Below are 24,115 nucleotides of genomic sequence, written 5' to 3' on the forward strand. Positions count from 1 at the left end.
AATAAATAATATCAGTGAGCCACCTGATTGTGCTGAATGTTTAGTACAATTGGGTGGCTTTTTATTATCTGTTAAAGATTTTTGATCCTAAAAAAGATATAGTAAGCACGCTTTAAATTATCTCATTAATAATAAAAAACATATTTTTCATCGGGTTAAATAATGAATATGTCTTATCGTCGCGGTATTTTCTTTCTGTTGATGATGATTATCTCATCATCATCTTTTGCTATTAACTGCCAACGTGCCGCGACACCAGTTGAGTACACGGTGTGTAGCGATGAGGATCTACACTGGCTGGATCAGACATTCAGCGATATTTATCAAGCCATGTTAGTAAAATATGACACTGAAACTGTTTATCAGCAGCGTCGGGCATGGGAAAAAGCCCTGAATAGCTGTACCAGTGATAGTTGTATCCAACGAGCTTATTTCCAAGGCATCGCTTCTATGTCTGATATCGACAAAAATTTCAACTGGGGTGGCCAGTGGTGGAATGTCACGAAAGGCAATGATCGCGGCGGTGTAATTAAAATCAATCGGGTTACAGATTGGGGATTTAGTATTGATAGTCGTGCCTGGTCGGGCGAAAATTCCGGTAATTTCAGAGCAGAAGCACGGAAAGTTGAAGGGTTAGCAGTAATTGATGTTATTGAAAACACAACTAATTGCCGCTTACTATTGATTCCGATAAAAGACGGTTCCATGCAAGTACACAGCAATGGTAGCTGGGGGTGTCGTATTTCGATGCCAAAAGATGTTTTTATTGATGGTCAATATGTAAGAGCAGAAAAAGATCCCCGCGAAACGCCAAGTCTACTCTCTATCGGTATTTTCACTGATGCAGCCGTCGATAAAGAGTTCCGTCATTTAGTGGGTGAAAATTATGACCAATTTGTTGCCTCAGCCAACGTCTATATTTATAGCCATGATCTCGATAACCGGGGTGCAAAAGTATTATCTACCTGGGTTAGAGGGGCCGCAAATAAGCGGGCATCAATCATAATGTATAATCGCACCGGCCAAATATGGGCCGCCTTCGTCGCACCAGAAAAGAACGGCAACCTGCGTATTCACTATTTTACTAATGTGCCTGAAGATAAAGAGAAAAGGCCGAAGACGATTAGTGAGTGGCAGCAGACGTTTATTGATAATTAAATCCTGCGTCCTTGAAGTTGCAGGGTTGTTAGCTGTTCTCACGCACCCGAATCACTGACTTGAGTCAGCTCATCGGGACTTGCTCGTTTGCTGCCTACCTGCAACACCAATGACTTTGGATTCCATCCTGCGACATGAAGTTGCAGGGTTGTTAGCTGTTCTCACGCACCCGAATCACTGACTTGAGTCAGCTCATCGGGACTTGCTCGTTTGCTGCCTACCTGCAACACCAATGACTTTGGATTCCATCCTGCGACATGAAGTTGCAGGGTTGTTAGCTGCTCTCACGCGCCCGAATCACTGACTTGAGTCAGCTCATCGGGACTTGCTCGTTTGTTCAGTTCTTCCATGGGAGTCACCATCTTTGGGATGGTGGCTTTTATTCCAGTGTACCAATCACATTTAGTGCCATATCATCAGGCACTTCATTATAAGACAGCACATTTAGTCCATTACAGAATAACCGAGCATAACGCGCTATCAATGGCCGTAGTTGTGGTGTTACCAGTAAAATAGGGGGATGATTCTCTGCTTTCATTTGCTCTTTAATGACGGGCATATTTTGTTGTAGCTGGGTTAGGATATTAGGGTCGACAGGGAAATTATCTAAAACTACTTTCCCTGCTTGTTGCGCCTGATTCAATGATCCCAGCAACATATTCTCTAGTTCATTATTAATGGTATAAACCGCCAGATTTTTATCATCACCATTCATGCTATTAACGATCCCGGTTCGCAATGCGTAACGCACATCAGAAGTTAATAAGAGTGAGTCCTTGGTGATATTCGCACTGTCCAATAACGTAGTTGCAATGGTCACGATATCCTTTAGGGAGACATTCTCGGTTAATAATTGGCGATACACTTTCAATAACTGGCTAAAATTAAGCGCAGTGGTCAAGTCTTCAGCCAACCTAGGGGATAATGACTCAAGGCGTTGGTGTAATTGCGTTATGTCATCATAGTTAAACAACACCGGTAAATGGTCCCGCACGACTTTATTAACATGTGTGGCAACCACACTGGCACAATCAACGATTTGGTAACCGAAGTTTAGGGCGCTCGTTTTATCTTGTGGCTCAATCCACACGACCGCCAGACCATAAGTTGGATCTATCGCCAAAATGCCATCCACTTCACCATACTGTTCTGAGGTCGGTATAGCCATCAGCTTATCAATATGAACTTCCCCTCCGGCGACTTTAATACCATTCACATTGATCGTGTACTGAGAGGGCTTTAAGCGAAAATTTTCTCGCACTTTAACTTCTGGTAATAAAATTCCGCAAGTCTCTGAAATAATTTGCCGCACACCGCGTAGACGTTGAATCAGAGGACGACCTTTTGCTTCATCGACCAATGTCACTAATTTATAACCAAGATTAAGGCCGATAGGTTCGACGACAGGAATATTATCCCAATTGATGTTCAGCGAATTATCATCAGAGATGGCTTGGTTGAGGGCCGTAAGATCGGGTTCAACATCCGCTTGCTGTATTTTTTTACTTTGCTGACGAGCGGCGAACAGGAGTAATCCGGTGAAGCTGAGAAAGGCGAGATGGGGCATCCCCGGTACAATGGCGAGAATGAACATCACGAATGCCGCAGCATACAAAATGGTAGGTTTAGCCAGCAACTGATCTTTAATTTCATCAGTCATGTCACCACCATCACTGACTCGGGTGACAATGATTGCTGCCGCAGTGGCTAATAATAATGACGGAATTTGTGCAACCAAGCCGTCACCGATGGTGAGTAATACATATTGCTGGAATGATTGACTGGCACTCAGATCATATTTAAAAATACCAATACAAATACCGCCAATAACGTTGATCACCAAAATCATAATACCGGCGATAGCATCACCACGAACAAACTTGGATGCACCATCCATTGCACCATAGAAATCGGCTTCGCTGGCAACTTCTTTACGGCGTAGGCGTGCTTGCTCTTGATTGATTAACCCTGCATTAAGATCGGCATCAATCGCCATCTGTTTGCCGGGTAATGCGTCTAGCGTAAAGCGTGCAGAGACTTCAGAAATTCGCTCGGCACCTTTTGTCACAACCACAAAGTTGATAATCATGAGGATAATAAAGACGACAAAACCCACCACGAAATTGCCGCCAATGACCACCTGACCAAAAGCCTCAATCACTTTACCTGCTGCCCCCGGCCCTTCATGCCCATCGAGCAATACCACGCGAGTTGAGGCCACATTCAGTGTTAAGCGAAGCAAGGTCGCAATTAGCAATAGGGTTGGGAATACTGCAAAATCAAGTGGCCGTTGACTATTGACGCTGACCAATAAAACCAATACAGCCAAAACGATATTAAAGGTAAATAAAATATCCAATACGATTGGCGACAATGGCAAAATAACCATTGCTAGCACACAGAGCAATAATATTGGAACAGTGATATGTATCTCTTTTAATGTATGTGCAAGATTATTTAGTTTATTTTTCATCATGGAATTTCTGCATCTCTTTGGGAATACCAAGGTGGGTATTTAACACCGGCATATTGGCCTGCCCGGAACGCCAAGACTTGACCTGCATAACATAGGTTAGTACCTGCGCTATTGCGCGATAAAGCTGGGCGGGAACCTGTTGATTAACCTTGGTTGTATGGTAAATAGCACGTGCTAAAGGAGGGAATTCAACAATTTCAACATCATGATTTTTAGCGATATTTCGGATATATAGCGCAATGTCATCCTTCCCTTTTGCGACAATATAGGGCGCGCTCGCTTTCTCTGGGGCGTATTTTAATGCAACTGAGAAATGCGTTGGGTTAGTAATAATAACGTCAGCACTAGGCACTGATTTGTTAATTTGCCCCATTGCAAATTGCCGCTGTAATTGACGGACCCTAGCTTTAATTTCTGGATTACCATCATTACTTTTGTGTTCTTGTTTGACCTCCTGTTTGGTCATTTTCATTTTCTTGGTGAAGAGATATGTACTGAGGGGAATATCTATTGCGGCAAAGATCACAATGATGGTGATGAAATACACTAAAACACCGTGATATAGGATAAAACCTTCAGTGATTGCTTCCTGCAATGGCAATGCCTGTAAGCGTAATAAATCAGCCAGTGAGTTATTAACCACCAGATATAGGGTGTAAAGTACAATGCTGCATTTCGCCAACATCTTTAGTACTTCAGTGCCGTTACTAGCAGAAAATATTTTTTTAATACCGGCCAATGGGCTGAGTTTTTTAAAATCAGGTAGCAATTTTACAGGGGTGAAATTCCAACCACCGGGTATTAACGTTGCCAATATACTGACCAGCGGAATGGGGACCAACGTAGCCAGAAATTTGCTAAAGATAAGCAAATTAGTCCGCAATAATTGCTCGAGTGCCATGGGGTCATTCGTTCTCCCCGCCATGCGGCCAACGGCCAAAAATGACTCACTAATCAGCTCTTTGTAATAGGGCAGAAACAATGTCAGAGTGATCAAGGATGTCACCAAACCCGCAGCCATGGTGACATCTTTCGAACGCGGAATATCCCCTTTCTTTCTGGCTTTTATCAGTTTTCCCGAGGTGGGTTTTTCACTTTTCTCTCCGCTACTGGCAGACATTAGCGCACCTTCATCCGTTCAAGTTGCACCAAGATCTCGTTGGTCAAATTGAGATAGTGGTCCGGCACATTAATTGCCAATAGCAGCAAGCAGAGCAAGCCGAATAACATGCCGATTGGAAATCCGAGAGAGAAAAGGTTAAGTGTTGGAGATATGCGATTGAGTAGGCCAAAAGAGCCCTGAACAATCAGCATGATAAAGGTTGTCGGCAATGCCAGCAGTGTGGCGGATGACACTATCCAACCCAGACTTAGTGCCAGTGAACGTAGTGAAAAATCATTAATTGCTTCACCTATCGGCCAACTGACAAAACTTTTGTACAGAATGGTGACGAATAACAAATGCCCATCCAGAGTGAAAAAGATCAGTGCACCGAAGACAAAAATAATCTGCGAAATCACGGTAGTAGAGGCACCACTGGTGGGATCATTCATCACTGCCATACCCAAACCCATATTCATAGATAAAATCTGACCCGCGCCCTGTAATGCGACGAAAACTAATTGCAGCATTGAGCCAAATAACCAGCCCCACAGAATTTGTTCTCCGACCAACAAGAGTGAATTCATTGACAGCAACTCATTGATAATCATCGGTTGATTGAGCATCGGGGTTATCAGCATCGCGAGCAGCAAGGCTGTGCCAATTTTCGCTTTACGCGTAAAGGCTCGATGTTGGATAACTGGGCAAAAATGCAAAAACGACAAAATCCGCACAAAGGGTAACCAGAGTGCGAATAGCGGTGCTGTTAGTGTTTGGATATCAATTCCCATCGCGGTTTATCCCACCAACTGTGCAGCTTGGTGGAAGATACTGACGGTAAAGTCACTCAGTTTGGTGAGCATCCATTTCCCTGCAAAAATCAGAACTAGCATGGTCATCACTAGTCGTGGTAGAAAGCTGAGAGTTTGCTCATTAATCTGTGTGGTGGCCTGAAAGATGCTGACCAGTAAGCCCGTCAGTAAGCTGGGAATAATGGCAACGATGGAAATAATCAAGACCAGATACAACCCTGCTGCAATGATGTCTCCGGCAATATCTGTAGTCATCATGCTATAGCCCCTGAACGCTGGCGGTCAGCGTACCGACGATCAATGTCCAGCCATCGCATAAGACAAACAACATCAATTTGAATGGCAGTGAGACAATGAGTGGCGACAACATCATCATGCCCATCGCCATTAAAATACTGGCGACAATCAGGTCGATGACCAAAAACGGAATGTAGATCATAAAGCCAATCTGGAAAGCGGTTTTCAGCTCACTGAGAATGTAGGCTGGGGTGACCACCGTCAGATCCTGCAACTGGGGTTCACCCGTGACTTGAGCGATATCCATCATCTGTTCCAACGAGCTAGTGCTGGTTTGTGCCAGCATGTAATTCTTGAGTGGAACTTCGGCTCGGCTTAGTGCCTGCGGTAATGTAATTTCGTCATTTTGGAAAGGGATAACGGCGTCTTGATGGATTTTAGTCCATACCGGGCGCATCACCAGGAGGGTTAGAGCGAGCGCAATCCCTGTCAGCACTTTATTCGGCGGGCTTTGTTGCAATCCCAACGCCTGACGCAATATTGCCAACACGATAATAAAGCGAGTGAAGCAGGTCATCATTAGCATCATGATGGGCAGCAAACCAAGCAGTGTCATCAAGATCAGGATTTCAATTTTGACGTTATAATCCTGACCGGCAGCCGTAGGGACCGTGCTAAATAGGGTAATTCCCCCGTCTTGCGCCAAAAGAAGGGGGGAATACAGCAGTCCACAAATAATCAGACCACAACTCAAGATGCTGGTAGTGGTGACGGGGAGGCGGCTTAAGATCATAAAGCGAGTTCACCCAAGCCTTGGCTGTTAAAACTGACAATACGCAAGCCGTACTTTTCATTAATAACCACGACTTCAGCCTGACCAAACATGATGCCATTGACTTTGATATCCAGCGGTTCACCCGCCAGCTTGTCCAATTCAATGACTGAATCATTATTCACCGTCATCAGTTCAGAAAGAGGGATATCTACCGAGGCGACCTCCAATGTCAGAGTGACAGGGATGCGACTGAACAGAGATATTTTGCGTTGCTGTTCATGCAGGCTGTTATCAATTACGGGTACTTCGGCGACTTCAATTGTCTGGGGAGCGAGAGTTGCGCTCTCCTCCAGTGAAAAGTTAAAGTCCATATCATTGCTGAGTTCGAGTGTTTGGTCAGTCATGGTTTATCTCATTAGTTTTGTCATTAAATTCAGATAAAAATAGCTTTCCGCGGCTTTCTGTCACCACAGCGCTAAATAAAGGCTCCGAGCCAATAAATACCGGGAAATTTTCAGGTAGTGCGGCGGGAATAATATCGCCTTCTTTTAAGTTCATTAGTTCAGCAAAAGTTAGTTCGCTGCAACTTAATTGGCTTGTTAGCCGAACAGGTAGTTTTTTTATTAACAAATCAAATTGTTTCACTGATAAGCTTTGCGCTTTTTTCTTCTCTTCTTGATATTCTTTTTTTAATGTATTGAGTAACCTATCAACATGAGGTAGGTCAATCAGTAATGTGAAACCACATTGCTCATATCCCTTTAGCCAAAAATCCATACGGTATGACCAATACACAATAGGATGAGCATTATTGTTTTTTATGACCAGTGGTTCACCGAAAGTTGGTTGGTTAAGAATAAGTTCTGCAATCTCAATACTAAGTTTGTTTTTTAACCTTTCTTCTGTCTGCGTTATGGGTGAACTTTGTATGCTTGAAGTAATGTTTTTTTCTTTAGTCAACCCATAGTAATCATTGAGGATATTGAGCAGGAGTGTCCGATCAATATCAAAGGCGATATCACCCATTTGGCTACTGAGTATCTTTGCATTCTTATACTGACAGTCGGTTTCGAATTTAATATCTAATAAACTGATATTAATGCGATATTTTTTTAAAAAATAGAGACTAATGTTATTTTCAATAACAGCAAAGTAGTCACCCACTATCTTGGGTATTTTATGATATGGACGACCTAGTTTATTAATGTCTAATGTCATCACTTTGGGGAGCGAGTCCTTGTTATGAACCTTTGCTTTAGCTTTGTTTTGCTGCATGGTTTATCCAAAATCAGAGTCAGGCTAATTTTCCTCATTTCCACCAATAGGGGTGATGAGTGAGATAGTTTTAATACCAGTAAGTCACTTTTATTGCCGAACAATAGGCTTCCATACCCATTAGTATTTATTTGAATAAAGAGTGGCAAATATATTAATGCATCCTATTCTGTGTATTTGTTGCTTAAGTTTTATCGGTGCTAATTAAACCAGTCATTACAATTCAATACAATAGTGAATACTTTATTAATTTATTTGTTTTTTATTTACAAAACAAGTAGATAAATCATTAATTGATTGATTTGTATGGGTTAATTTTTTTAATTTTTATTTAATTACTTTATTTACAATAGGGTGTTTATAGTCTCGTTCTCAATGATTTACGCCATTGCTTTATGAACCGTTATTAATAATTCGCCGTGGTCTTCGTATTTTTATTTGTTAACCATTTAAGACTGTTTTTTTTGTGTCGTATTATTAATTATTGAGCGCATTTCATCCGCTTTACTGGAGAGGAAATACATTGTGATGAATATGACTGTAGATATGTTATCGAAGAGCGAACATGGTTTTGTCGCGAATGCTCCCTCCAGTGTGAGTGTATTCTCGCTAGCTCGTCGTGTTGCAGAGTTTAATGTTCCTGTATTAATTACGGGGGAAACAGGTACGGGGAAAGAGTGTGTGGCAAAATATATCCATCAGAAAGCCATGGGCGATAATTCACCGTATGTGGCCGTAAACTGTGCAGCGATTCCTGAGAGTATGCTGGAGGCCATTCTGTTCGGCTATGAAAAAGGTGCTTTTACAGGGGCGGTAGCCAGTGTCGCAGGTAAATTTGAACAGGCCAATGGTGGAACATTATTATTAGATGAAATTGGCGATATGCCATTGGCGCTGCAAGTTAAATTACTTCGAGTATTACAAGAACAAGAAGTTGAGCGTTTGGGAAGTCATAAACGAATTCCACTCGACATCAGAATTATTGCTTCAACTAATAAAGATTTGAGTATTGAAATAGCCGAAGGGCGTTTTCGTCAGGATCTTTATTATCGTTTGTCTGTTGTGCCTATCCATATATCACCTTTGCGAGAAAGACCAGAAGATATTATGCCGCTGGTGATGGCGTTTTTTAATAAATATAAAAACTTTTTAGACGTAAAAATAAATATAACGCCACGCGCGCAAAATCAGTTACAGGCATACCCTTGGCCGGGTAATGTTCGTGAGTTAGAAAATGTTATTCAGCGAGGGATTATTATGAGTAATAACGGGCTGATAGATACACCACATTTAGGTTTATCTACGGCACATGACTTTTCATCAGTAGAAAGTGAAACGCAAGCCAATAATCTGACATCGTCAGTTGTAAATTTTCAGCCGACCGATCATGGCAGCAATATTAAATTACGTGGTCGGTTGGCCCAGTATCAATATATTGTGGATTTACTAAAACGACATCAGGGAAATAAATCCAAGACCGCTGCATTTTTAGGTATTACTCCCCGCGCTTTGCGATATCGGCTGGCCAATATGCGTGAAGATGGTATCGACATCGAGTGTTACTCGTAAGAGGAAAAAAGATGGATAAGGTCGGCGCTATCAATATGCCACGTCTGCAATTGCCTGTGATGTTGGAAATGCAGCAGATGGCTGCTCAGGCAAGTCATCGCATTGAGTTTGGCACAGTCCCGCAGGTCAATGAGAGTCACTTATGGGGTCCGGAAAAGGACGTGAATTCCCCCTCTTTTTCCTCCGTATTCAACAGTGCGATTCGCAGCGTGGATAACTTACAACATGTGGCCAGCAATAAGCAGACCGCCATGGATATGGGCATCAGTGATGATTTAACCGGCACGATGTTAGCAAGTCAGAAAGCCAGTGTGGCTTTCTCCGCGATGGTGCAAGTGCGTAACAAGCTTACCTCTGCACTGGATGAAGTCATGAATACAGCGTTGTAGGGTAAATCGGTGTTAGAGAAAATTAAGCAAAAATTATCCTTCATCCCGTTGGGTAATCATCAAAAAAACATTCTCATGGGTGCTGTGGCCATTTTGGTCACTGGCGTCATTATTTTCAGCCTATGGCGTAATGCGCAGGGATATACCGCGCTGTTTGGTTCGCAGGAAAATATTCCCGTCGCGCAGATGATTGAAGTCTTGGATCGGGAGGCCATTGCCTATCGGATTAGCCCAGACAACGGTCAGGTACTCGTCTCTGAACATCAATTAGGCAAAGCGCGTATGTTGCTGGCTGCCAAAGGGATTACCGCGACGCTACCAGTGGGTTACGAATTAATGGATAAGGAAACAATGCTGGGGAGCAGCCAGTTTATCCAAAATGTTCGTTACAAACGCAGTCTGGAAGGGGAACTGGCGCAAAGCATCATGGCATTAAGTGCCGTGGATTATGCCCGCGTTCACTTAGGGATGAGTGAAGCCAGCTCTTTTGCTATCAGTAACCGCTCAGAAAGTAGTGCCTCGGTGGTGGTTCGGCTGAAGTATGGCCAGACTCTGAAAACAGAGCAGGTGGGGGCTATTGTCCAGTTGGTTGCGGGTAGCATTCCCGGTATGAAAGCGGCCAATGTTCGAGTGGTCGATCAACATGGTGAGCTGCTATCGCAAGCTTATCAGGCCCACAGTAATGGTATGCCAAGTGTGAAAAGTGGCGCTGAATTAGCCCATTACATACAAAGCACAACCGAGAAAAGCATTGCCAACCTGCTGAGTTCCGTAGTGGGTAGCAATAACTATCGCATCAGTGTGGCAACACAGCTTGATTTAAGCCGCATTGAAGAAACACTGGAGCGATTTGGCGCGGAACCGCGTATCAGTGATGAAAATATCCAGCAGGAAAATGGCACCGATGAACTGGCGATGGGAATACCGGGTTCTTTAAGTAATCAGCCGGCCGCGCAACAGCAAACTGGGGCTTCACCTACCATCAGCCGCAGTCAGGCCCAGCGTAAATACACCTATGACCGTGATATCCGCCATGTTCGCTATCCCGGCTTTAAGCTGGAGAAGATGACGGTGGCCGTTATCTTGAATAAATCGGCCCCGGCACTGGAAAAATGGTCACCGGAACAGATGAATGAATTAAAGCGTTTAATTGAAGATGCCGCCGGTATTGATGTTAAGCGTGGAGACTCTTTGACCCTGAATATGCTGGCATTTACTGCGCCGACTTTGATGGAAGATCCTGCCATTAAGTGGTGGCAAGACCCAACAACGTTCCGCTGGGCTGAGATTCTCGGTATCGGCTTGCTGTCTCTGCTGTTCTTGTTATTTGGTCTGCGGCCATTAGTGAAGCGACTGACGCGTAAGGATGAGCAAGTTGTGGGTCTCACGCAGAGTGAGGAGGGGCAGAGTTCGGAGGTAATCAATGGTACAGCCCCAAGTCTCAGTGAGTTAGAGCGGGCATTATCAGGCTCCTCATTCCAAGAGAATGACAATCTGCCGCCGCAAGGCTCTGGTTTAGAAACCAAAATTAGCCACTTACAACAATTGGCTCAGTCAGAAACTGAACGTGTCGCCGAAGTCATTAAACAATGGATTAATAATAATGAACGAATTAAACCCCAATCAGAATGATGACGCGATCGTCAGTGATACCCCCTCAGCGGCTGCCCCCATTCGCAGCCGTCTAGAGCAAGCCGGTATTTTGTTGCTGAGTATCGGTGAAGAAGCGGCGGCGATGGTGATGCAAAAGCTGAGTCGTGAAGAGGTGGTGTGTATCAGCCAGACGATGTCTCGTCTGCATGGGGTCAAGTTGAACCATGCGCGGCAGGCTCTGGATGATTTCTTTATTGATTATCGCGAACAAAGTGGAATTAACGGCGCATCGCGCAGTTATCTTCAGGGCATCTTGAATAAAGCCTTGGGCAGTGACATTGCCAAGAGTGTGATTAATGGCATTTACGGTGACGAAATTCGCCACCGTATGACGCGCTTGCAGTGGGTAGGCACACCACAACTGGCCGCACTGATTGAGCAGGAACATCTGCAATTGCAGGCCGTATTTTTAGCCTTTTTGCCGCCAGATGTTGCCGCCGAAGTGCTGGCCTATTTGGAAAAGGGCCGCCAGGACGATGTGCTATATCGCATTGCCAAACTTGATGATGTGAACCGTGATGTGGTGGATGAGCTGGATCGCCTGATTGAGCGCGGTGTTGCCGTGCTGTCAGAACACGGTTCTAAAGTGGTGGGGATAAAACAAGCCGCCAATATCGTCAATCGAATTCCGGGTAACCAGCAACAACTGCTGGAGCAATTAGGGGAGCGTGACGAAGAGGTCTTGAATGATCTCAAAGATGAAATGTATGAGTTCTTTATTCTGAGCCGTCAGAGTGAAGTGACTTTGCAGCGCTTGATGGATGATATACCGATGAGCGACTGGGCGATTGCCCTGAAAGGCACCGAGCCGGTGTTGCGCCAAGCTATCTATGACGTGCTGCCAAAACGCCAGATACAGCAATTGCAAAATGCCACAAACCGCATGGGGGCGGTGCCGGTGAGCCGGGTAGAGCATGTGCGCAAAGAAATTATGGTGCAGGTGCGTCAGTTGGCAGAAGCGGGCGAAATCCAAGTGCAATTGTTCGCTGAACAGACCATGGAGTAAGGCAATGCTAAAGAAAAATAGCCCTCGCGCCGGCGAAATGAGCGTGCGGGTGCATCAGTTTCCGCCTTTACGCCAGCATCGTCAAAACCCCCAGGCTGCTGAAGGGGGGATTATGGATCCGGCGGAATACCAAAAACAGCTCATGGAAGGATTCCAAGAGGGGGTGAGCCAAGGATTCAGTAAGGGCCTCGGCGATGGAAAAGAGGAGGGATATCAGGAAGGCGTCCGTTTGGGCTATGACGATGGTGTGCAAAAAGGAAAAGTGGAAGGGCGGCAGTTGGAGAGCTGCCGTTTTAATGAGGCGGTGGAGCCTTTCTCCCATTATGTCGCCAAAATGCGTGACTATTTACGGACCTATGAAAACCGCCGTCGTGATGAGTTGCTGCAATTGGTGGAGAAAGTCACTCGTCAGGTCATCCGCTGTGAACTGGCGTTGCAGCCAGCGCAGTTGCTGGCGCTCGTGGAAGAAGCCTTGGCGGCCCAGCCTGCCGTCCCGACTCAACTGAAAGTGTATTTGAACCCTACTGAGCTGGGTCGCATTAATGATGTTGCACCAGAGAAAGTCCAACAATGGGGTTTGGTTGCCGATGCAGATATGGTCAGCGGTGAGTGCCGAGTGGTAACAGACACCACGGAAATTGATGTGGGTTGCCAGCATCGTCTGGATCAATGTGTTGACGCATTGAAAAACAGCTTGCTGCCGGATCAAGAACATGGGTGAACTCGCAGCACTAGATAATGCCTTAAAATCTATTGATAACATTAACTTAGCCAGAGTTTCTGGCCGTTTAGTGCGTGTTAACGGCATTCTGCTGGAAAGTGTGGGGTGCCGTTTGGCTATTGGCCAACGTTGCCGTATTGAAAGTACGGCAGAAACGTTTATCGATGCCCAAGTGGTCGGTTTTGACCGGGAGGTCACCTACTTGATGCCCTTTAAACAACCCGATGGTTTGATGGGCGGATCGAGGGTCTTCCCTTGTGAGTTGGACGGCGAATTAATGATAGGTGACAGTTGGCTCGGGCGAGTTGTTAATGGTCTGGGCGAACCCATCGATGGCAAAGGGGCACTGAGTGGCGATACGCCCTTGGCGCCGCAATTGCCGCAAATTCATCCACTGCAACGCCAGCCAGTCAGTGCACCATTGGATGTCGGTGTTAAAGCCATCAATGGCCTGCTCACCATTGGAAAAGGGCAACGGGTGGGATTGATGGCTGGCAGCGGCGTAGGTAAAAGCATGCTGCTGGGCATGATGACGCGCTACACTCAGGCCGATGTCGTGGTGGTCGGGTTGATTGGCGAGCGTGGCCGAGAAGTGAAAGAGTTTATCGAACACTCATTGCAGGCCAGTGGTATGGCTAAGTCAGTGGTGATTGCTGCTCCAGCAGATGAATCCCCGCTGATGCGGATTAAGGCCACTGAGTTGTGCCATTCCGTTGCCACTTATTATCGTGATAAAGGCCAAGACGTGTTACTACTGGTGGACTCCCTGACCCGCTACGCCATGGCACAACGGGAGATCGCTCTGTCATTGGGGGAGCCTCCCGCAACCAAGGGCTACCCACCTTCTGCTTTCAGTATTATTCCCCGTCTGGCTGAAAGTGCAGGTAACAGCGATGGTGATGGCACCATGACCGCTATTTATACGGTCTTGGCGGAAGGCGACGATCAGCAGGATCCCATCGTCGATTGTGCCAGAGCGGTATTGGATGGTCACATTGTACTGACGCGAAAATTAGCAGAAGCCGGCCACTATCCTGCCATTGATATTGGCCAGTCCATCAGCCGCTGTATGAATCAAATATCGCCGCGTGAACAGATGCTCTCGGCGCGATTATTAAAACAGTGTTATGCCGATTACATGGAGATCAAGCCCTTGATCCCACTAGGAGGGTATGTGGCAGGTGCCGATCCTGCGGTGGATCGGGCGGTACAATCTTACCCAGCAATTATTGATTTTCTGCGCCAGGAAGTGAGCCAACCGGCATCACTTGCGGCCACTCTTGAGCATCTGAATGTGCTATATCCGTGTAATGAAAAGGCATGCGAATGAATATGATCAAAACGCTGCAACAATTACAGCAGCTACGCCAACGAGCATTGAACCAAGCCAGTAGCCAACTGGCACAACAAAAGCAGCTTTGTCAGCGCTATCAGAGCAATATCAACGCACTGTCTTCATTAGCGAATTTGTCGTCAAATACCGAGACCAAGGTGGCGGCCTTACAAATGGCCAATAATGCGCACTATAAGCGGCATATTCAGCGTGTTATTGATTGGCAAAAGCAGGAGCAGGTTTTGGCGACGATGGAAGTTGGCAAGTTGCAAATCCAGTTACAACAGCAAGCCCGCCAAGAAAAAACCGTGGCTATCGTGTTGGAGCAGCAGAAAGAACAGCACCAGTTGGAACAGGGGCGCAGTGAGCAAAAGGCCACAGATAGTCAAGCGGCACAATGCTGGCAACGGCGCAATACCGTAGAGAGATGACTCAATCGTTAAGCACTCAATTTGAGTGCTTTTTTATGCTTATCGTCTATTTTATACGCCACATGAATGTAACTTTATATTTTACACGTTGTAACTATAAATGATACAGTCACTCTGTCGAATGGAATGACGGAACAGAAAATGATTAAGTCTTTTCGGGATAAAAATTTAGAACTGTTCTACATGGAAAGTAAGCGAGATCGCGCAATACCGGCAACAATAGAACGTCAGTTAGCTAAAAAGCTTGATATGTTAGCTGCGGCACACAGCGAGCGAGATCTGTTTATCCCAACGAGTAATGACTACAAGCGTCTGTCTGGGCTTTTTGATGGTTGGTCCAGCATGAGAGTAAATATTCAGTGGCGGTTAATGTTTCAGTGGAAAGAGGGGTATGCTGAAAACATCTACTTTGATCCTCATCAAGACCCCTAGTAGGAGGATTTATGCTTGATACCACGACCCGTGAACCCACCACTGTGGGTGAGATTTTGCAGGAAGAGTTTTTGACTCCACTGGGGATCGGTCAGGAAGAATTGGCAGAGATCATGGGAGTTACCCGTGCTACCGTTAATCGGTTGTGCAAGGGGCGTCGTCGTTTAACGGTAGAAGAAGCGACGCTATTTTCTGAGCTTTTTGAGACAACACCCGAATTTTGGTTAAATCTCCAGGCAGCTCACGATCGTTGGGAAGCTCGTGAGGCACTCCAAAAACACAAACGCCCCCCGATGCGCCCTATTATGGAAATACTGGGGCGTCGCATCACACACGCTTAATCTTATTAAAGATAAAAACAGTCTCTGCCGCTATCAGAGCACTCAATTTGAGTGCTTTTTTTATGCTCATTTTTAGATGAATTAAGCCAATAAAAAATCGCCTTAGTGAGAAAAACTAGGGCGATTCGTTGGGGGGGAATATCACATAATGTCACTGCGATAAAAGTGGATTGGAAACCGCTATAGTCAGGCATCAACCCGCATATAGAAAATCTGACTTTGTTTCTGTCAATGAAGACAAAATGTCCATCTGCATTGTCAGCAGCAGACCATTATGGTGATTCTGCTGGCGACAAGCATCGGCTCGAAGGCGTAAATCGGCCCATAATGCATAGGCGTGTTCACGATAGTGCGCTGGCAATTTGGAGATCAGCATATGCATACCCTCTTTATGAGCAGGTAGTTGCAACTCTTGCATTAATAACCGGCGTTCAGTGGATGTTTTGTCAATAATATCATATAGTTCTGTCAGATTTGTATTGAGCTGCTTCAGCGCTTGTGTATCATGACTAATCATGAATTCTCGCTGTTTGACAAGTAACTTCTCCAGGGCGATATAACGTTTGCGATCTTCCTGAATAGACACCAACAACTGCTGAATTCTTTGCTGTTTTATTGCCAGTGCAGTTTCCATCGTGGGGTCAGCTCCTGTGGAAATTGATTATTGCCTTGGCAATATCAGCGCTATTCAGTGTTACTTTGCCCGCTTGAATATCTGCTTTGGCCGCAGCCACTCTTTGACTGTCAATCTCTGGCATTGCCTGCAATTGGGCATGCAGTTCTGCGGTTGAGGCTGAATGCTGTGTGATGTCCGCAATTGCCTTAATCGGCACTATTGCTTGAATAGCGGGCGCATTCTCCGCTTTTGCCACCTGTGCCGCTACCATCATTTGTTGTCGATGTGTATTAATTTCCATATCTAATCACCTTATGGTCAGTTATCTCGCGGTGAGCAGAGCCGCCGCTGTTGCGTTGTGGGTTTTGGCCCACAACCTGATAGATATCTTGGTTATTAAGATAAAGCGTCACAGAGTGGTCAAAACTTAACTTGTCGTGATACCCAGCATTCTCACTTTACCAATGTCATCGACAATGGCACTGACTGTGCGTTTGCTGCTGAGGTTTCTGACTTTGATAAGCTCACCTTTACGGCCATTTTTCAGCGCTTCACCTAGCATGCGTGCTTCAATGCCATCTTGCTGCGCAATCATCAAGACATGCTGCCCGCGGGTGACTAAAACAGGTTGCTCTAACTGTGTTGCGGTCACGCTTTGTAGGCCACGGATACGCCGTTTGACAGTGAATCCGACAATGTCATCCGGGTTGGTGATATAGCCTCCCTGCGCCGTCGAAATATTCTTCTTCTTCAATTCAATATCACTGGGTGCCACCACTTTGCCGCGCTCAAGCGTATTTTTTGCTACCCAAACCGGCAGATAAATATCCGGTTTTACTGTGACAGCCAATTCCCAGCCCTGACCATCAGGGCAGCAAATGTCATAACGTAAACGCGATAAATCATGATGCCCATTCATGGGGGAAGCTACGCGAAGAGCACTTTGGCAAATCTTATAGCGGCTGACTTCTGCCGGAATAAAAATATTCATTTTTACGCTATAGCCCTGCCAATTTTTATTTTTGGCTGTTTGGCTAATTTCAGCACTGGCTGCCTGCAATACCTGCGCATGAACCTGTTTTCGAGCGTGGATTTCAGCGCTGTGAGCCACGTTCACTGACAGTGACATAAGGCCAATAAAGAGGGATATCCATCGGCGGCGGTGGCGGACAGAAAAGGTCGTTACCGAGAGGAAGTCTCGCTTCCTTTTTTGCGAGTTAAATGGTGAAAAAATGTTATTAATCATGATGTTATAAACCTGGCACGTTGTTTGCATTGTTGGGTGTGAATTCGTGCAGTAACAGCGTTTAAACATCAAATCAGGACGTATTTTGTGGGCATTGATTTTCAGAAAGCATTAGGGATTCACCCTACGGCGATGCAGCTTCGACTGACCAGAGCAGAACTGCTATCCGCCAACTTGGCTAATGTGAATACGCCAAATTTTCAGGCTAAAGATATTGATTTTGTCGCTGAAATGCAACGGGCAAAACGAGGTGCGGTTGGGATGACATCACCTCAAATGGCATCACCTCAAATGAAATATCGGTTGCCCTATCAACCCTCACAGGATGGCAACACGGTGGCATTGAATGTTGAGCAGGCGGAGTTCTCAAAAAATGCCCTCGATTATCAAACCAGCTTGTCATTTCTCAATATGAAACTAACGGGTTTGAAGCAAGCGATTGAAGGGAAATAACAAATGTCGTTTAACAATATTTATCGGGTATCAGGTTCTGCGATGACGGCCCAAACCATCAGGCTCAATACTATCGCCAGCAACCTGGCGAATGCGGAGTCACCTGCAGCCACTGCGGCTGATGTTTACAAGGCGCGTAGTCCGGTCTTTTCTGCGGTGTATTCCCCCCGTAGCGCCGCAAATCTTCGCGGTATCACCGGTGCGCAGGTACAAGTGCTGGATGTAGTGGAAACCGGGGGATCGGTGCAGCGCCACGAGCCGAATCATCCGCTGGCTAACCCTCAAGGTTATGTGTTTTACCCGGCGGTAAATGTGGTCTCGGAGATGGCAGACATGATGTCGGCTTCACGCAGTTTTGAGACCAATGTTGAAGTCCTCAACAGTGTCAAAAGTATGCAACAGAGTGTGTTAAGGCTCGGAGAGCGCTAATGATGAATATTAATGAAACCAGAAATGCATCAACGAAAGCAAATAACTCGCTCTCCCCTGCGGGTGGGGAGCTTCCTATGGGAGAGCAGCTTAATAATCAGTTTATGACGCTGCTGGTGGCACAAATTCAGAATCAGGATCCACTGAACCCAACCGATGGCACAGAGTTTGTCAGCCAAATGGCCCAGCTCTCGCAAGTTCAATCCACCGAGAACATGGCAAAACTGTTGAACCGGAACACGGTGCAGATGGAGCGGATGCAGGCCATGGCGACGGCCAATTTGGTCGGACAAAAAGTGATGGTAGAAAGCAGCACTGTTGAGCTGGGTAAGCAAAGCCAAAGCGGGCGGCTGACCATTGAGCAGGCGGCATCCACGGTAGCGCTGTTTTTGACTGATGCATTAGGGCAAGAGCATCGCATCGATTTGGGTGAACAAGATGCCGGTCATGTGGATTTCACCATTGATCCTGCCAAACACAACCTTAAGCCGGGCCAATACGAACTCAGTGCCGTGAGCAGCAGTGGGGAAGAGTTGATTCCGCTGGAGTTGGCCGGGGCCGTCAACACGGTACGTATCCCGCCCAAAGGGGGGACTGCACAACTGAATGTTGCCGGTATTGGCGATGTGCCTTACAGCAAAATTAAACAATTTGGTGTGTAACCCAGCATCAACAAACCTTAAAAGTAACCCATTATTTTATAAGAGAAATATTTTATGAGTTTTAACATTGCCAATACCGGCCTGAGTGCAGTGACCGAGCAGTTGAGCACGATCAGTAACAATATTGCCAACTCTGCCACCAAAGGGTTTAAGTCTAGCCGAACTGAGTTTTCCTCGATGTATGCGCAATCTCAAGCGCTCGGTGTTGGTGTCAGCGGCGTGGCCCAAAATATCAGCAAAGATGGCTCCATTGACAATACGAACAGAGCAATGGATTTGGCTATCGCGGGTAATGGCTTTTTTGTGGTGAAAAGCAGCAACGGTGACGAGGCTTATACTCGTGCGGGCATGTTCGAAACCGATAAAAATGGCTTTCTGGTTAATGCCAGTGGCATGAAATTACAGGGCTATCCTGTTGATGCTGCGGGGAATATGCAGACCGGTAATATCGGTGATTTGAAGATAAGTACCGCAGGACTACCAGCGAAAGCCACCAGTCAACTGGATTTTACAGCGAACTTGCCTGCGGGTGACAGTGCCCCTGCGGTGGCCCCTTTCGATTCGAACAATAAAGCGACATTTAACTACACTTCAGCATCGACTGCTTATGACTCATTGGGCCGTCAACATGCGGTGACACAATACTTTGTGAAAGGTGCGACAGCGGGTGAGTGGAATGTTCATTATGCCGTTGATGGTGCAGTACAAGGGGGGGTAACTCATCAATTACAGTTTGATACCTCCGGTGTGATGACCGCTGGTAACCGCAAAAACATTACCGGAACTTATGCTCCTGCAGGTGCAGCTAACTTCACGATTGGCCTTGATTACACCGGTACAACCCAATTTCAATCTGAGTTTCTAACGACTACCAACAAAGGTGATGGTTACACTGCAGGTACCAAAAATGGCGAGCGCATTGAAAATGATGGCTCAGTCTATGCCACCTTCAGCAACGGTGAGCGGATGCTGCAAGGCAAGCTAGCCTTAGCTAACTTCGCCAATCCCAATGGCTTAACAGCGCAAAACGGCACCACTTGGACCGCGACAGGAAAATCTGGAGCGGCGCTCATTGGTGTTCCCGGTTCAGGGCTGTTGGGCACGCTTCAAGCCGGCGCATTAGAGGCTTCAAACGTTGATTTAACCGCTGAGTTGGTTGGTTTGATGACCGCGCAACGTAATTATCAGGCGAATACCAAAATCATTAGCACCAATGACAGCATGATGAATGCGCTATTCCAGGTGCTGTAATGGATAAGCTTCTCTATACCGCCGTCAGCGGGGCTAACCGCAGTCTGACGCAACAAAAAATTCATGCTAATAACCTGGCGAACGTTAACACGCAGGGATTTCGTGCCGATTTGGAGCGCGCCACGGCGGCTCAGGTGCCGGGTGGCGGCTACAGCAGCCGTGTGGCGGTACTGAGCCAAAATGGTGGGGTCGACATGACCGCAGGTAGTTTGCAAGAAACGGGTCGCGATCTGGATATTGCGCTGAAAGACCGTGGGTTGATTGCTGTACTCAATGGGGGCCGTGAGGCTTATACCCGTAATGGGCAAATGAATGTCGGCCCGGACGGTGATTTGACCATCAATGGGTTGCCAGTACTGGGAGATGGCGGTCCGATTGTGTTGCCGCCGTATTCCAGCATCTCGGTGGCCGATGATGGCACCATCGCCATTATTCCTCAAGACGGCATCATCAAAACACCCGCAGACGTTGACCGCATCAAACTGGTGGATATTCCGGCTAACCAACTTAGCAAGAATAACCGTGGCTTATTGGTCGCCCGCCGTGGTGCTGCACCCCGTGATGAAAATATTCAGGTGATTAGCCAACATCTGGAAAGCAGCAATATATCAGCCATCAGCGAAATGACTGCCAGTCTCTCTCTTAGTCGCCAATTTGAAGCACAAATCAAAATGATGAAAGTGGCCGAAGAGTTGGCGCAAACGGGTAATCGGATGATTCGCGGCAGCTAACCTCTGCCGCGACACATGCTTATTTATGGATAGTAATTTTAGGGAGCAGTCTTTATGAATCCTGCCTTATGGGTCAGTAAAACCGGCTTGGCGGCACAAGATGCCAAGATGAACGCGATTTCGAACAATCTGGCGAACGTCAACACTGACGGTTTTAAACGTGACCGTGTGGTGTTTGAAGACCTGTTTTATCAAAACCAACGCACCCCCGGTACACCGCTGGACCAAAATAATGCCACCCCCAATGGTATTCAGTTTGGTAGCGGCTCCAAGGTGGTGGGGACACAAAAACAATTTACTGTCGGCAATATTAAGGTCACCAAGGGTGAATTTGATGTGGCTATTGCCGGTCAGGGTTTTTTCCAAATTGAAACCGCCGACGGTGACCTTGCCTATACCCGTGCGGGCAATTTATCCATCAATGCTGATGGTGTGTTGACCAACGCGCAGGGCATGCCGCTTATCCCCCAAATCGAGTTGCCCGCGGGGGCACAGGATTTGGCGATAGGCAAAGACGGCACTGTTACGGCTCGCGTAGGCGGGGAGGCAGAGGCCGCAGAATTGGGGCAGATCACGCTGGTCAATTTTGTCAATCCAGCCGGTTTAGAGGCCGTTGGCGGCAATATGTACAAAGAAACCGTGGCCAGTGGCACGGCGGTGGAAGGGGTGCCGGGTGAAGAAGCATTTGGTCAGTTAGAACACGGTTCACTGGAAGGCTCCAATGTGCAAGTGGTTGAAGAGATGGTCGACATGATCACGGTACAACGTGCTTATGAGATGAACGCCAAAATGGTTTCTGCTGCTGACGACATGCTGAAGTTTGTGACTCAAAAGTTGTAACCGCCAGCATCCCCGTTGAAAAGTGAATGATGAATGAAAAGTTTTTTACTATTAACACCGCTGGTATTGGCGCTGAGTGGTTGTGAAACCCCAGCGCTGCTGGTGCATAAAGATGACGCCGCCTTCGCTCCACCGGCCAATCTGGTGCAACCGTCCGCGGTCAACGCAGGAGGCGGGCTGTTTCAGCCCGCTTATAACTGGTCGCTATTGCAGGACCGGCGTGCCTATCGGGTGGGCGACATTCTGACGGTCAAATTGGATGAGTCGACCCAATCGAGCAAGCAGGCGAAAACCAATTTTGGCAAAAAGAACGATATGAGCTTGGGCATCCCCGAAGTCTTGGGGAAAAAACTGAAAAAGTTCGGTGGTTCTATCTCCGGTAAGCGCGACTTTGACGGCAGCGCCACCTCCGCCCAGCAAAACATGCTACGAGGCTCCATTACTGTCGCAGTGCATCAAGTGTTGCCTAACGGCGTCTTGGTGATTCGTGGCGAGAAGTGGCTCACTCTCAATCAGGGGGATGAGTACATGCGTGTCACCGGTTTAGTACGGGCTGATGATGTTGAGCGAGACAACTCGGTTTCTTCTCAGCGTATCGCCAATGCGCGAATTTCCTACGCAGGCCGTGGTGCGCTTAGTGATGCCAACTCAGCCGGTTGGTTGACGCGCTTCTTTAACCACCCGTTATTCCCTATCTAGGCAGGAGCCGACATGTTACGACGTTATTTTGTGCTGGTGGGATTGTGGTTTGCGCTCCCCGCCGTAATGGCCCAGCCCCTTGGCTCTTTGGTTGATATTCAGGGCGTTCGTGGTAACCAACTGGTGGGCTACAGCTTGGTGGTGGGTTTGGACGGCACGGGCGATAAAAATCAGGTGAAATTTACTGGCCAATCTATGGCGAACATGCTGCGCCAGTTTGGTGTGCAGTTGCCGGAAAAAATGGATCCTAAGGTCAAAAACGTGGCGGCGGTGGCTATCAGTGCCACCTTACCTCCGGGTTATGCCCGTGGACAATCCATTGATATCACCGTGTCCTCGATTGGTGATGCAAAAAGCTTGCGTGGTGGCACGTTGTTACTTACCCAATTGCGCGGTGCTGATGGTGAGGTCTACGCATTGGCGCAAGGCAATGTGATTGTGGGCGGTATCAAAGCAGAAGGGAACAGCGGTTCCAGTGTCACAGTCAATACACCAACCGTGGGGCGCATCCCGAATGGTGGCAGTGTTGAGCGTGAGATATCGAGTGATTTTCAAAGCAACAGTCAGGTGGTGCTTAACCTGAAACGGCCTAGCTTTAAATCGGCCAATAATGTGGCCTTGGCCTTGAACCGTGCATTTGGTGCCAATACGGCAGTGGCGCAAAGTGCCACGAATGTGATGGTCAATGCACCACAGGATGCCGGCGCGCGCGTCTCTTTCATGTCATTGCTGGAAGATGTGCAAATCAATGCCGGTAAGCAGTCACCCCGCGTGGTGTTTAATGCTCGAACTGGCACGGTGGTGATTGGTGAGGGTGTCATTGTGCACTCTGCCGCGGTTTCTCACGGCAATCTGACGGTCAGTATTCGCGAAAAGAAAAATGTCAGCCAACCCAACGCATTAAGCGGAGGTAAAACCGTTACCACACCTGACAGTGATATCGAGGTGACCAAAGGCCGCAATCAAATGGTGGTGGTGCCCAATGGCACGAAATTACGCAGTATCGTTAACACTATCAATAGTTTAGGTGCCTCCCCTGATGACATTATGGCGATATTACAAGCTTTGCATGAAGCGGGGGCATTAGATGCCGAACTGGTCGTTATTTAAGATAATTATGTGATTTAAGGCGCGTATATGGTTGAAGCAATTAATAAATCAGCTCCGGTCATCCCGGGGAGTTTTTCTGGCGATTTATTGCCTGAAAATCTGGAACAAGCGGCAGTGCAATTTGAGGCGCTTTTTATGCGCACATTATTGGCTCAAATGCGCAAAGCGGGCGAAGCACTGGCGGCGGCGGATGACCCCTTTAACAGCAAACAACAGCGCATGATGCGTGACTTTTATGATGACAAGCTGGCTTCCACGCTGGCGTCACAGCGCAGCAGCGGTATTGCCCATTTGCTAATTCAGCAATTAGGTCATCAATAAGTTGGGCAATAAGCCACCTTCCCCGTGTCGGCTATTTAAGGATGGAT

Annotated in this window: 29 protein-coding genes; 19 read left to right on the plus strand and 10 right to left on the minus strand. The window is 46.9% G+C overall.

Annotated features, from left to right (window positions below; translation table 11 throughout):
- Positions 1–168: 168 nt before the first annotated feature.
- On the plus strand, positions 169–1,158 hold the full coding sequence (locus HUZ92_RS01390) for a lysozyme inhibitor LprI family protein (RefSeq protein WP_404705041.1): 990 nt from the start codon (positions 169–171) through the stop codon (positions 1,156–1,158).
- A gap of 379 nt (positions 1,159–1,537) precedes the next feature.
- On the opposite strand, the gene HUZ92_RS01395 is transcribed toward HUZ92_RS01390, so the two are convergent.
- The 7 genes from HUZ92_RS01395 to HUZ92_RS01425 are packed head-to-tail and all read right to left on the minus strand — an operon-like array spanning position 1,538 to position 7,835.
- Positions 1,538–3,634, minus strand: a complete 2,097-nt coding sequence (locus HUZ92_RS01395) for a flagellar biosynthesis protein FlhA (RefSeq protein WP_050097826.1) — start codon at positions 3,632–3,634, stop codon at positions 1,538–1,540.
- Positions 3,621–4,754, minus strand: coding sequence for a flagellar biosynthesis protein FlhB (flhB, locus tag HUZ92_RS01400; RefSeq protein ID WP_050097827.1), 1,134 nt, complete (start codon positions 4,752–4,754; stop codon positions 3,621–3,623). The genes HUZ92_RS01395 and flhB overlap by 14 nt, the downstream gene beginning before the upstream one ends.
- A complete protein-coding gene (locus HUZ92_RS01405) occupies positions 4,754–5,527 on the minus strand; it encodes a flagellar biosynthetic protein FliR (RefSeq protein ID WP_050140155.1) in 774 nt (257 codons plus the stop codon). The genes flhB and HUZ92_RS01405 overlap by 1 nt, the downstream gene beginning before the upstream one ends.
- A 6-nt stretch (positions 5,528–5,533) precedes the next feature.
- Complete coding sequence (gene fliQ / locus HUZ92_RS01410; protein WP_050097829.1) at positions 5,534–5,806, minus strand: flagellar biosynthesis protein FliQ; 273 nt, start codon at positions 5,804–5,806, stop codon at positions 5,534–5,536.
- A gap of 1 nt (position 5,807) precedes the next feature.
- The gene (fliP, locus tag HUZ92_RS01415) at positions 5,808–6,578 is read right to left on the minus strand and encodes a flagellar type III secretion system pore protein FliP (RefSeq protein WP_050097830.1); all 771 of its coding nucleotides are present in this window, start codon (positions 6,576–6,578) and stop codon (positions 5,808–5,810) included.
- A complete protein-coding gene (gene fliN / locus HUZ92_RS01420; RefSeq protein WP_050097831.1) occupies positions 6,575–6,964 on the minus strand; it encodes a flagellar motor switch protein FliN in 390 nt (129 codons plus the stop codon). Before fliN ends, fliP begins: the two co-directional genes overlap by 4 nt.
- On the minus strand, positions 6,957–7,835 hold the full coding sequence (locus HUZ92_RS01425; protein WP_050097832.1) for a FliM/FliN family flagellar motor switch protein: 879 nt from the start codon (positions 7,833–7,835) through the stop codon (positions 6,957–6,959). The genes fliN and HUZ92_RS01425 overlap by 8 nt, the downstream gene beginning before the upstream one ends.
- 525 nt (positions 7,836–8,360) lie before the next feature.
- Here HUZ92_RS01425 and HUZ92_RS01430 point away from each other — a divergent pair.
- From HUZ92_RS01430 to HUZ92_RS01470, 9 genes are all read left to right on the plus strand, one after another.
- Positions 8,361–9,404, plus strand: a complete 1,044-nt coding sequence (locus tag HUZ92_RS01430; protein ID WP_145524540.1) for a sigma-54 interaction domain-containing protein — start codon at positions 8,361–8,363, stop codon at positions 9,402–9,404.
- 11 nt (positions 9,405–9,415) lie between these two features.
- Positions 9,416–9,793 carry a flagellar hook-basal body complex protein FliE gene (locus HUZ92_RS01435; protein ID WP_145524542.1) on the plus strand — a complete coding sequence of 126 codons (378 nt, stop codon included), beginning with the start codon at positions 9,416–9,418 and terminating at the stop codon, positions 9,791–9,793.
- Between the two features lie 9 nt (positions 9,794–9,802).
- Complete coding sequence (gene fliF, locus HUZ92_RS01440; protein WP_145579838.1) at positions 9,803–11,425, plus strand: flagellar basal-body MS-ring/collar protein FliF; 1,623 nt, start codon at positions 9,803–9,805, stop codon at positions 11,423–11,425.
- Positions 11,397–12,452, plus strand: a complete 1,056-nt coding sequence (locus HUZ92_RS01445; protein ID WP_050097836.1) for a flagellar motor switch protein FliG — start codon at positions 11,397–11,399, stop codon at positions 12,450–12,452. The genes fliF and HUZ92_RS01445 overlap by 29 nt, the downstream gene beginning before the upstream one ends.
- A 4-nt stretch (positions 12,453–12,456) precedes the next feature.
- Positions 12,457–13,173 carry a flagellar assembly protein FliH gene (gene fliH / locus HUZ92_RS01450; RefSeq protein ID WP_050296185.1) on the plus strand — a complete coding sequence of 239 codons (717 nt, stop codon included), beginning with the start codon at positions 12,457–12,459 and terminating at the stop codon, positions 13,171–13,173.
- Positions 13,166–14,503: a flagellar protein export ATPase FliI gene (fliI, locus tag HUZ92_RS01455; RefSeq protein ID WP_145579839.1), complete on the plus strand. Its 1,338-nt coding sequence runs from the start codon at positions 13,166–13,168 to the stop codon at positions 14,501–14,503. Before fliH ends, fliI begins: the two co-directional genes overlap by 8 nt.
- Entirely contained in the window at positions 14,500–14,937 is a 438-nt protein-coding gene (fliJ, locus tag HUZ92_RS01460) for a flagellar export protein FliJ (protein WP_235896997.1), read from the plus strand. Before fliI ends, fliJ begins: the two co-directional genes overlap by 4 nt.
- A gap of 141 nt (positions 14,938–15,078) precedes the next feature.
- Positions 15,079–15,369, plus strand: a complete 291-nt coding sequence (locus tag HUZ92_RS01465) for a type II toxin-antitoxin system RelE/ParE family toxin (RefSeq protein ID WP_050097839.1) — start codon at positions 15,079–15,081, stop codon at positions 15,367–15,369.
- Between the two features lie 11 nt (positions 15,370–15,380).
- A complete protein-coding gene (locus HUZ92_RS01470; RefSeq protein ID WP_050097840.1) occupies positions 15,381–15,710 on the plus strand; it encodes a HigA family addiction module antitoxin in 330 nt (109 codons plus the stop codon).
- 193 nt (positions 15,711–15,903) lie between these two features.
- On the opposite strand, the gene flgN is transcribed toward HUZ92_RS01470, so the two are convergent.
- From flgN to flgA, 3 genes are all read right to left on the minus strand, one after another.
- On the minus strand, positions 15,904–16,344 hold the full coding sequence (gene flgN, locus HUZ92_RS01475) for a flagellar protein FlgN (protein ID WP_050097841.1): 441 nt from the start codon (positions 16,342–16,344) through the stop codon (positions 15,904–15,906).
- 7 nt (positions 16,345–16,351) lie between these two features.
- Positions 16,352–16,627, minus strand: a complete 276-nt coding sequence (gene flgM, locus HUZ92_RS01480; RefSeq protein ID WP_050097842.1) for a flagellar biosynthesis anti-sigma factor FlgM — start codon at positions 16,625–16,627, stop codon at positions 16,352–16,354.
- A 126-nt stretch (positions 16,628–16,753) separates the two neighbouring features.
- Positions 16,754–17,602 (minus strand): flagellar basal body P-ring formation chaperone FlgA, encoded by an 849-nt coding sequence (gene flgA / locus HUZ92_RS01485; RefSeq protein ID WP_050097843.1) that lies wholly within the window; start codon positions 17,600–17,602, stop codon positions 16,754–16,756.
- A gap of 57 nt (positions 17,603–17,659) precedes the next feature.
- Between flgA and flgB the strand changes: the two genes are divergently transcribed.
- Genes flgB through HUZ92_RS01530 form a run of 9 tightly spaced genes read left to right on the plus strand, consistent with a single transcriptional unit; the run spans position 17,660 to position 24,068 of the window.
- Positions 17,660–18,025 (plus strand): flagellar basal body rod protein FlgB, encoded by a 366-nt coding sequence (flgB, locus tag HUZ92_RS01490; protein ID WP_050097844.1) that lies wholly within the window; start codon positions 17,660–17,662, stop codon positions 18,023–18,025.
- A gap of 3 nt (positions 18,026–18,028) precedes the next feature.
- Positions 18,029–18,454, plus strand: a complete 426-nt coding sequence (gene flgC / locus HUZ92_RS01495) for a flagellar basal body rod protein FlgC (protein ID WP_050097845.1) — start codon at positions 18,029–18,031, stop codon at positions 18,452–18,454.
- Positions 18,455–18,456: 2 nt separating this feature from the next.
- Entirely contained in the window at positions 18,457–19,116 is a 660-nt protein-coding gene (gene flgD, locus HUZ92_RS01500; protein WP_145524565.1) for a flagellar hook assembly protein FlgD, read from the plus strand.
- A 54-nt stretch (positions 19,117–19,170) separates the two neighbouring features.
- Positions 19,171–20,367 (plus strand): flagellar hook protein FlgE, encoded by a 1,197-nt coding sequence (gene flgE / locus HUZ92_RS01505; RefSeq protein WP_050097846.1) that lies wholly within the window; start codon positions 19,171–19,173, stop codon positions 20,365–20,367.
- Positions 20,367–21,098, plus strand: a complete 732-nt coding sequence (locus HUZ92_RS01510) for a flagellar basal body rod protein FlgF (RefSeq protein WP_050097847.1) — start codon at positions 20,367–20,369, stop codon at positions 21,096–21,098. Before flgE ends, HUZ92_RS01510 begins: the two co-directional genes overlap by 1 nt.
- 54 nt (positions 21,099–21,152) lie before the next feature.
- On the plus strand, positions 21,153–21,938 hold the full coding sequence (gene flgG / locus HUZ92_RS01515) for a flagellar basal-body rod protein FlgG (protein WP_145579840.1): 786 nt from the start codon (positions 21,153–21,155) through the stop codon (positions 21,936–21,938).
- Positions 21,939–21,971: 33 nt separating this feature from the next.
- Positions 21,972–22,637, plus strand: coding sequence for a flagellar basal body L-ring protein FlgH (flgH, locus tag HUZ92_RS01520; protein ID WP_050097849.1), 666 nt, complete (start codon positions 21,972–21,974; stop codon positions 22,635–22,637).
- 12 nt (positions 22,638–22,649) lie between these two features.
- A complete protein-coding gene (locus HUZ92_RS01525; protein WP_050097850.1) occupies positions 22,650–23,747 on the plus strand; it encodes a flagellar basal body P-ring protein FlgI in 1,098 nt (365 codons plus the stop codon).
- A gap of 27 nt (positions 23,748–23,774) precedes the next feature.
- Positions 23,775–24,068: a rod-binding protein gene (locus tag HUZ92_RS01530; protein ID WP_050097851.1), complete on the plus strand. Its 294-nt coding sequence runs from the start codon at positions 23,775–23,777 to the stop codon at positions 24,066–24,068.
- The last annotated feature ends 47 nt before the right edge of the window (positions 24,069–24,115 follow it).

Source organism: Yersinia vastinensis (genome assembly GCF_902726565.1).
GTDB classification, from domain to species: domain Bacteria; phylum Pseudomonadota; class Gammaproteobacteria; order Enterobacterales; family Enterobacteriaceae; genus Yersinia; species Yersinia vastinensis.

Coding starts and splice junctions, on each gene's coding strand:
- HUZ92_RS01390 (WP_404705041.1), top strand. CDS start 169: ATGTCTTATCGTCGCGGTATTTTCTTTCTGTTGATGATGATTATCTCA.
- HUZ92_RS01395 (WP_050097826.1), bottom strand. CDS start 3,634: ATGATGAAAAATAAACTAAATAATCTTGCACATACATTAAAAGAGATA.
- flhB (WP_050097827.1), bottom strand. CDS start 4,754: ATGTCTGCCAGTAGCGGAGAGAAAAGTGAAAAACCCACCTCGGGAAAA.
- HUZ92_RS01405 (WP_050140155.1), bottom strand. CDS start 5,527: ATGGGAATTGATATCCAAACACTAACAGCACCGCTATTCGCACTCTGG.
- fliQ (WP_050097829.1), bottom strand. CDS start 5,806: ATGATGACTACAGATATTGCCGGAGACATCATTGCAGCAGGGTTGTAT.
- fliP (WP_050097830.1), bottom strand. CDS start 6,578: ATGATCTTAAGCCGCCTCCCCGTCACCACTACCAGCATCTTGAGTTGT.
- fliN (WP_050097831.1), bottom strand. CDS start 6,964: ATGACTGACCAAACACTCGAACTCAGCAATGATATGGACTTTAACTTT.
- HUZ92_RS01425 (WP_050097832.1), bottom strand. CDS start 7,835: ATGCAGCAAAACAAAGCTAAAGCAAAGGTTCATAACAAGGACTCGCTC.
- HUZ92_RS01435 (WP_145524542.1), top strand. CDS start 9,416: ATGGATAAGGTCGGCGCTATCAATATGCCACGTCTGCAATTGCCTGTG.
- HUZ92_RS01445 (WP_050097836.1), top strand. CDS start 11,397: ATGAACGAATTAAACCCCAATCAGAATGATGACGCGATCGTCAGTGAT.
- fliH (WP_050296185.1), top strand. CDS start 12,457: ATGCTAAAGAAAAATAGCCCTCGCGCCGGCGAAATGAGCGTGCGGGTG.
- fliI (WP_145579839.1), top strand. CDS start 13,166: ATGGGTGAACTCGCAGCACTAGATAATGCCTTAAAATCTATTGATAAC.
- fliJ (WP_235896997.1), top strand. CDS start 14,500: ATGAATATGATCAAAACGCTGCAACAATTACAGCAGCTACGCCAACGA.
- HUZ92_RS01465 (WP_050097839.1), top strand. CDS start 15,079: ATGATTAAGTCTTTTCGGGATAAAAATTTAGAACTGTTCTACATGGAA.
- HUZ92_RS01470 (WP_050097840.1), top strand. CDS start 15,381: ATGCTTGATACCACGACCCGTGAACCCACCACTGTGGGTGAGATTTTG.
- flgN (WP_050097841.1), bottom strand. CDS start 16,344: ATGGAAACTGCACTGGCAATAAAACAGCAAAGAATTCAGCAGTTGTTG.
- flgM (WP_050097842.1), bottom strand. CDS start 16,627: ATGGAAATTAATACACATCGACAACAAATGATGGTAGCGGCACAGGTG.
- flgA (WP_050097843.1), bottom strand. CDS start 17,602: ATGCAAACAACGTGCCAGGTTTATAACATCATGATTAATAACATTTTT.
- flgC (WP_050097845.1), top strand. CDS start 18,029: ATGTCGTTTAACAATATTTATCGGGTATCAGGTTCTGCGATGACGGCC.
- flgD (WP_145524565.1), top strand. CDS start 18,457: ATGAATATTAATGAAACCAGAAATGCATCAACGAAAGCAAATAACTCG.
- flgE (WP_050097846.1), top strand. CDS start 19,171: ATGAGTTTTAACATTGCCAATACCGGCCTGAGTGCAGTGACCGAGCAG.
- HUZ92_RS01510 (WP_050097847.1), top strand. CDS start 20,367: ATGGATAAGCTTCTCTATACCGCCGTCAGCGGGGCTAACCGCAGTCTG.
- flgG (WP_145579840.1), top strand. CDS start 21,153: ATGAATCCTGCCTTATGGGTCAGTAAAACCGGCTTGGCGGCACAAGAT.
- flgH (WP_050097849.1), top strand. CDS start 21,972: ATGAAAAGTTTTTTACTATTAACACCGCTGGTATTGGCGCTGAGTGGT.
- HUZ92_RS01525 (WP_050097850.1), top strand. CDS start 22,650: ATGTTACGACGTTATTTTGTGCTGGTGGGATTGTGGTTTGCGCTCCCC.
- HUZ92_RS01530 (WP_050097851.1), top strand. CDS start 23,775: ATGGTTGAAGCAATTAATAAATCAGCTCCGGTCATCCCGGGGAGTTTT.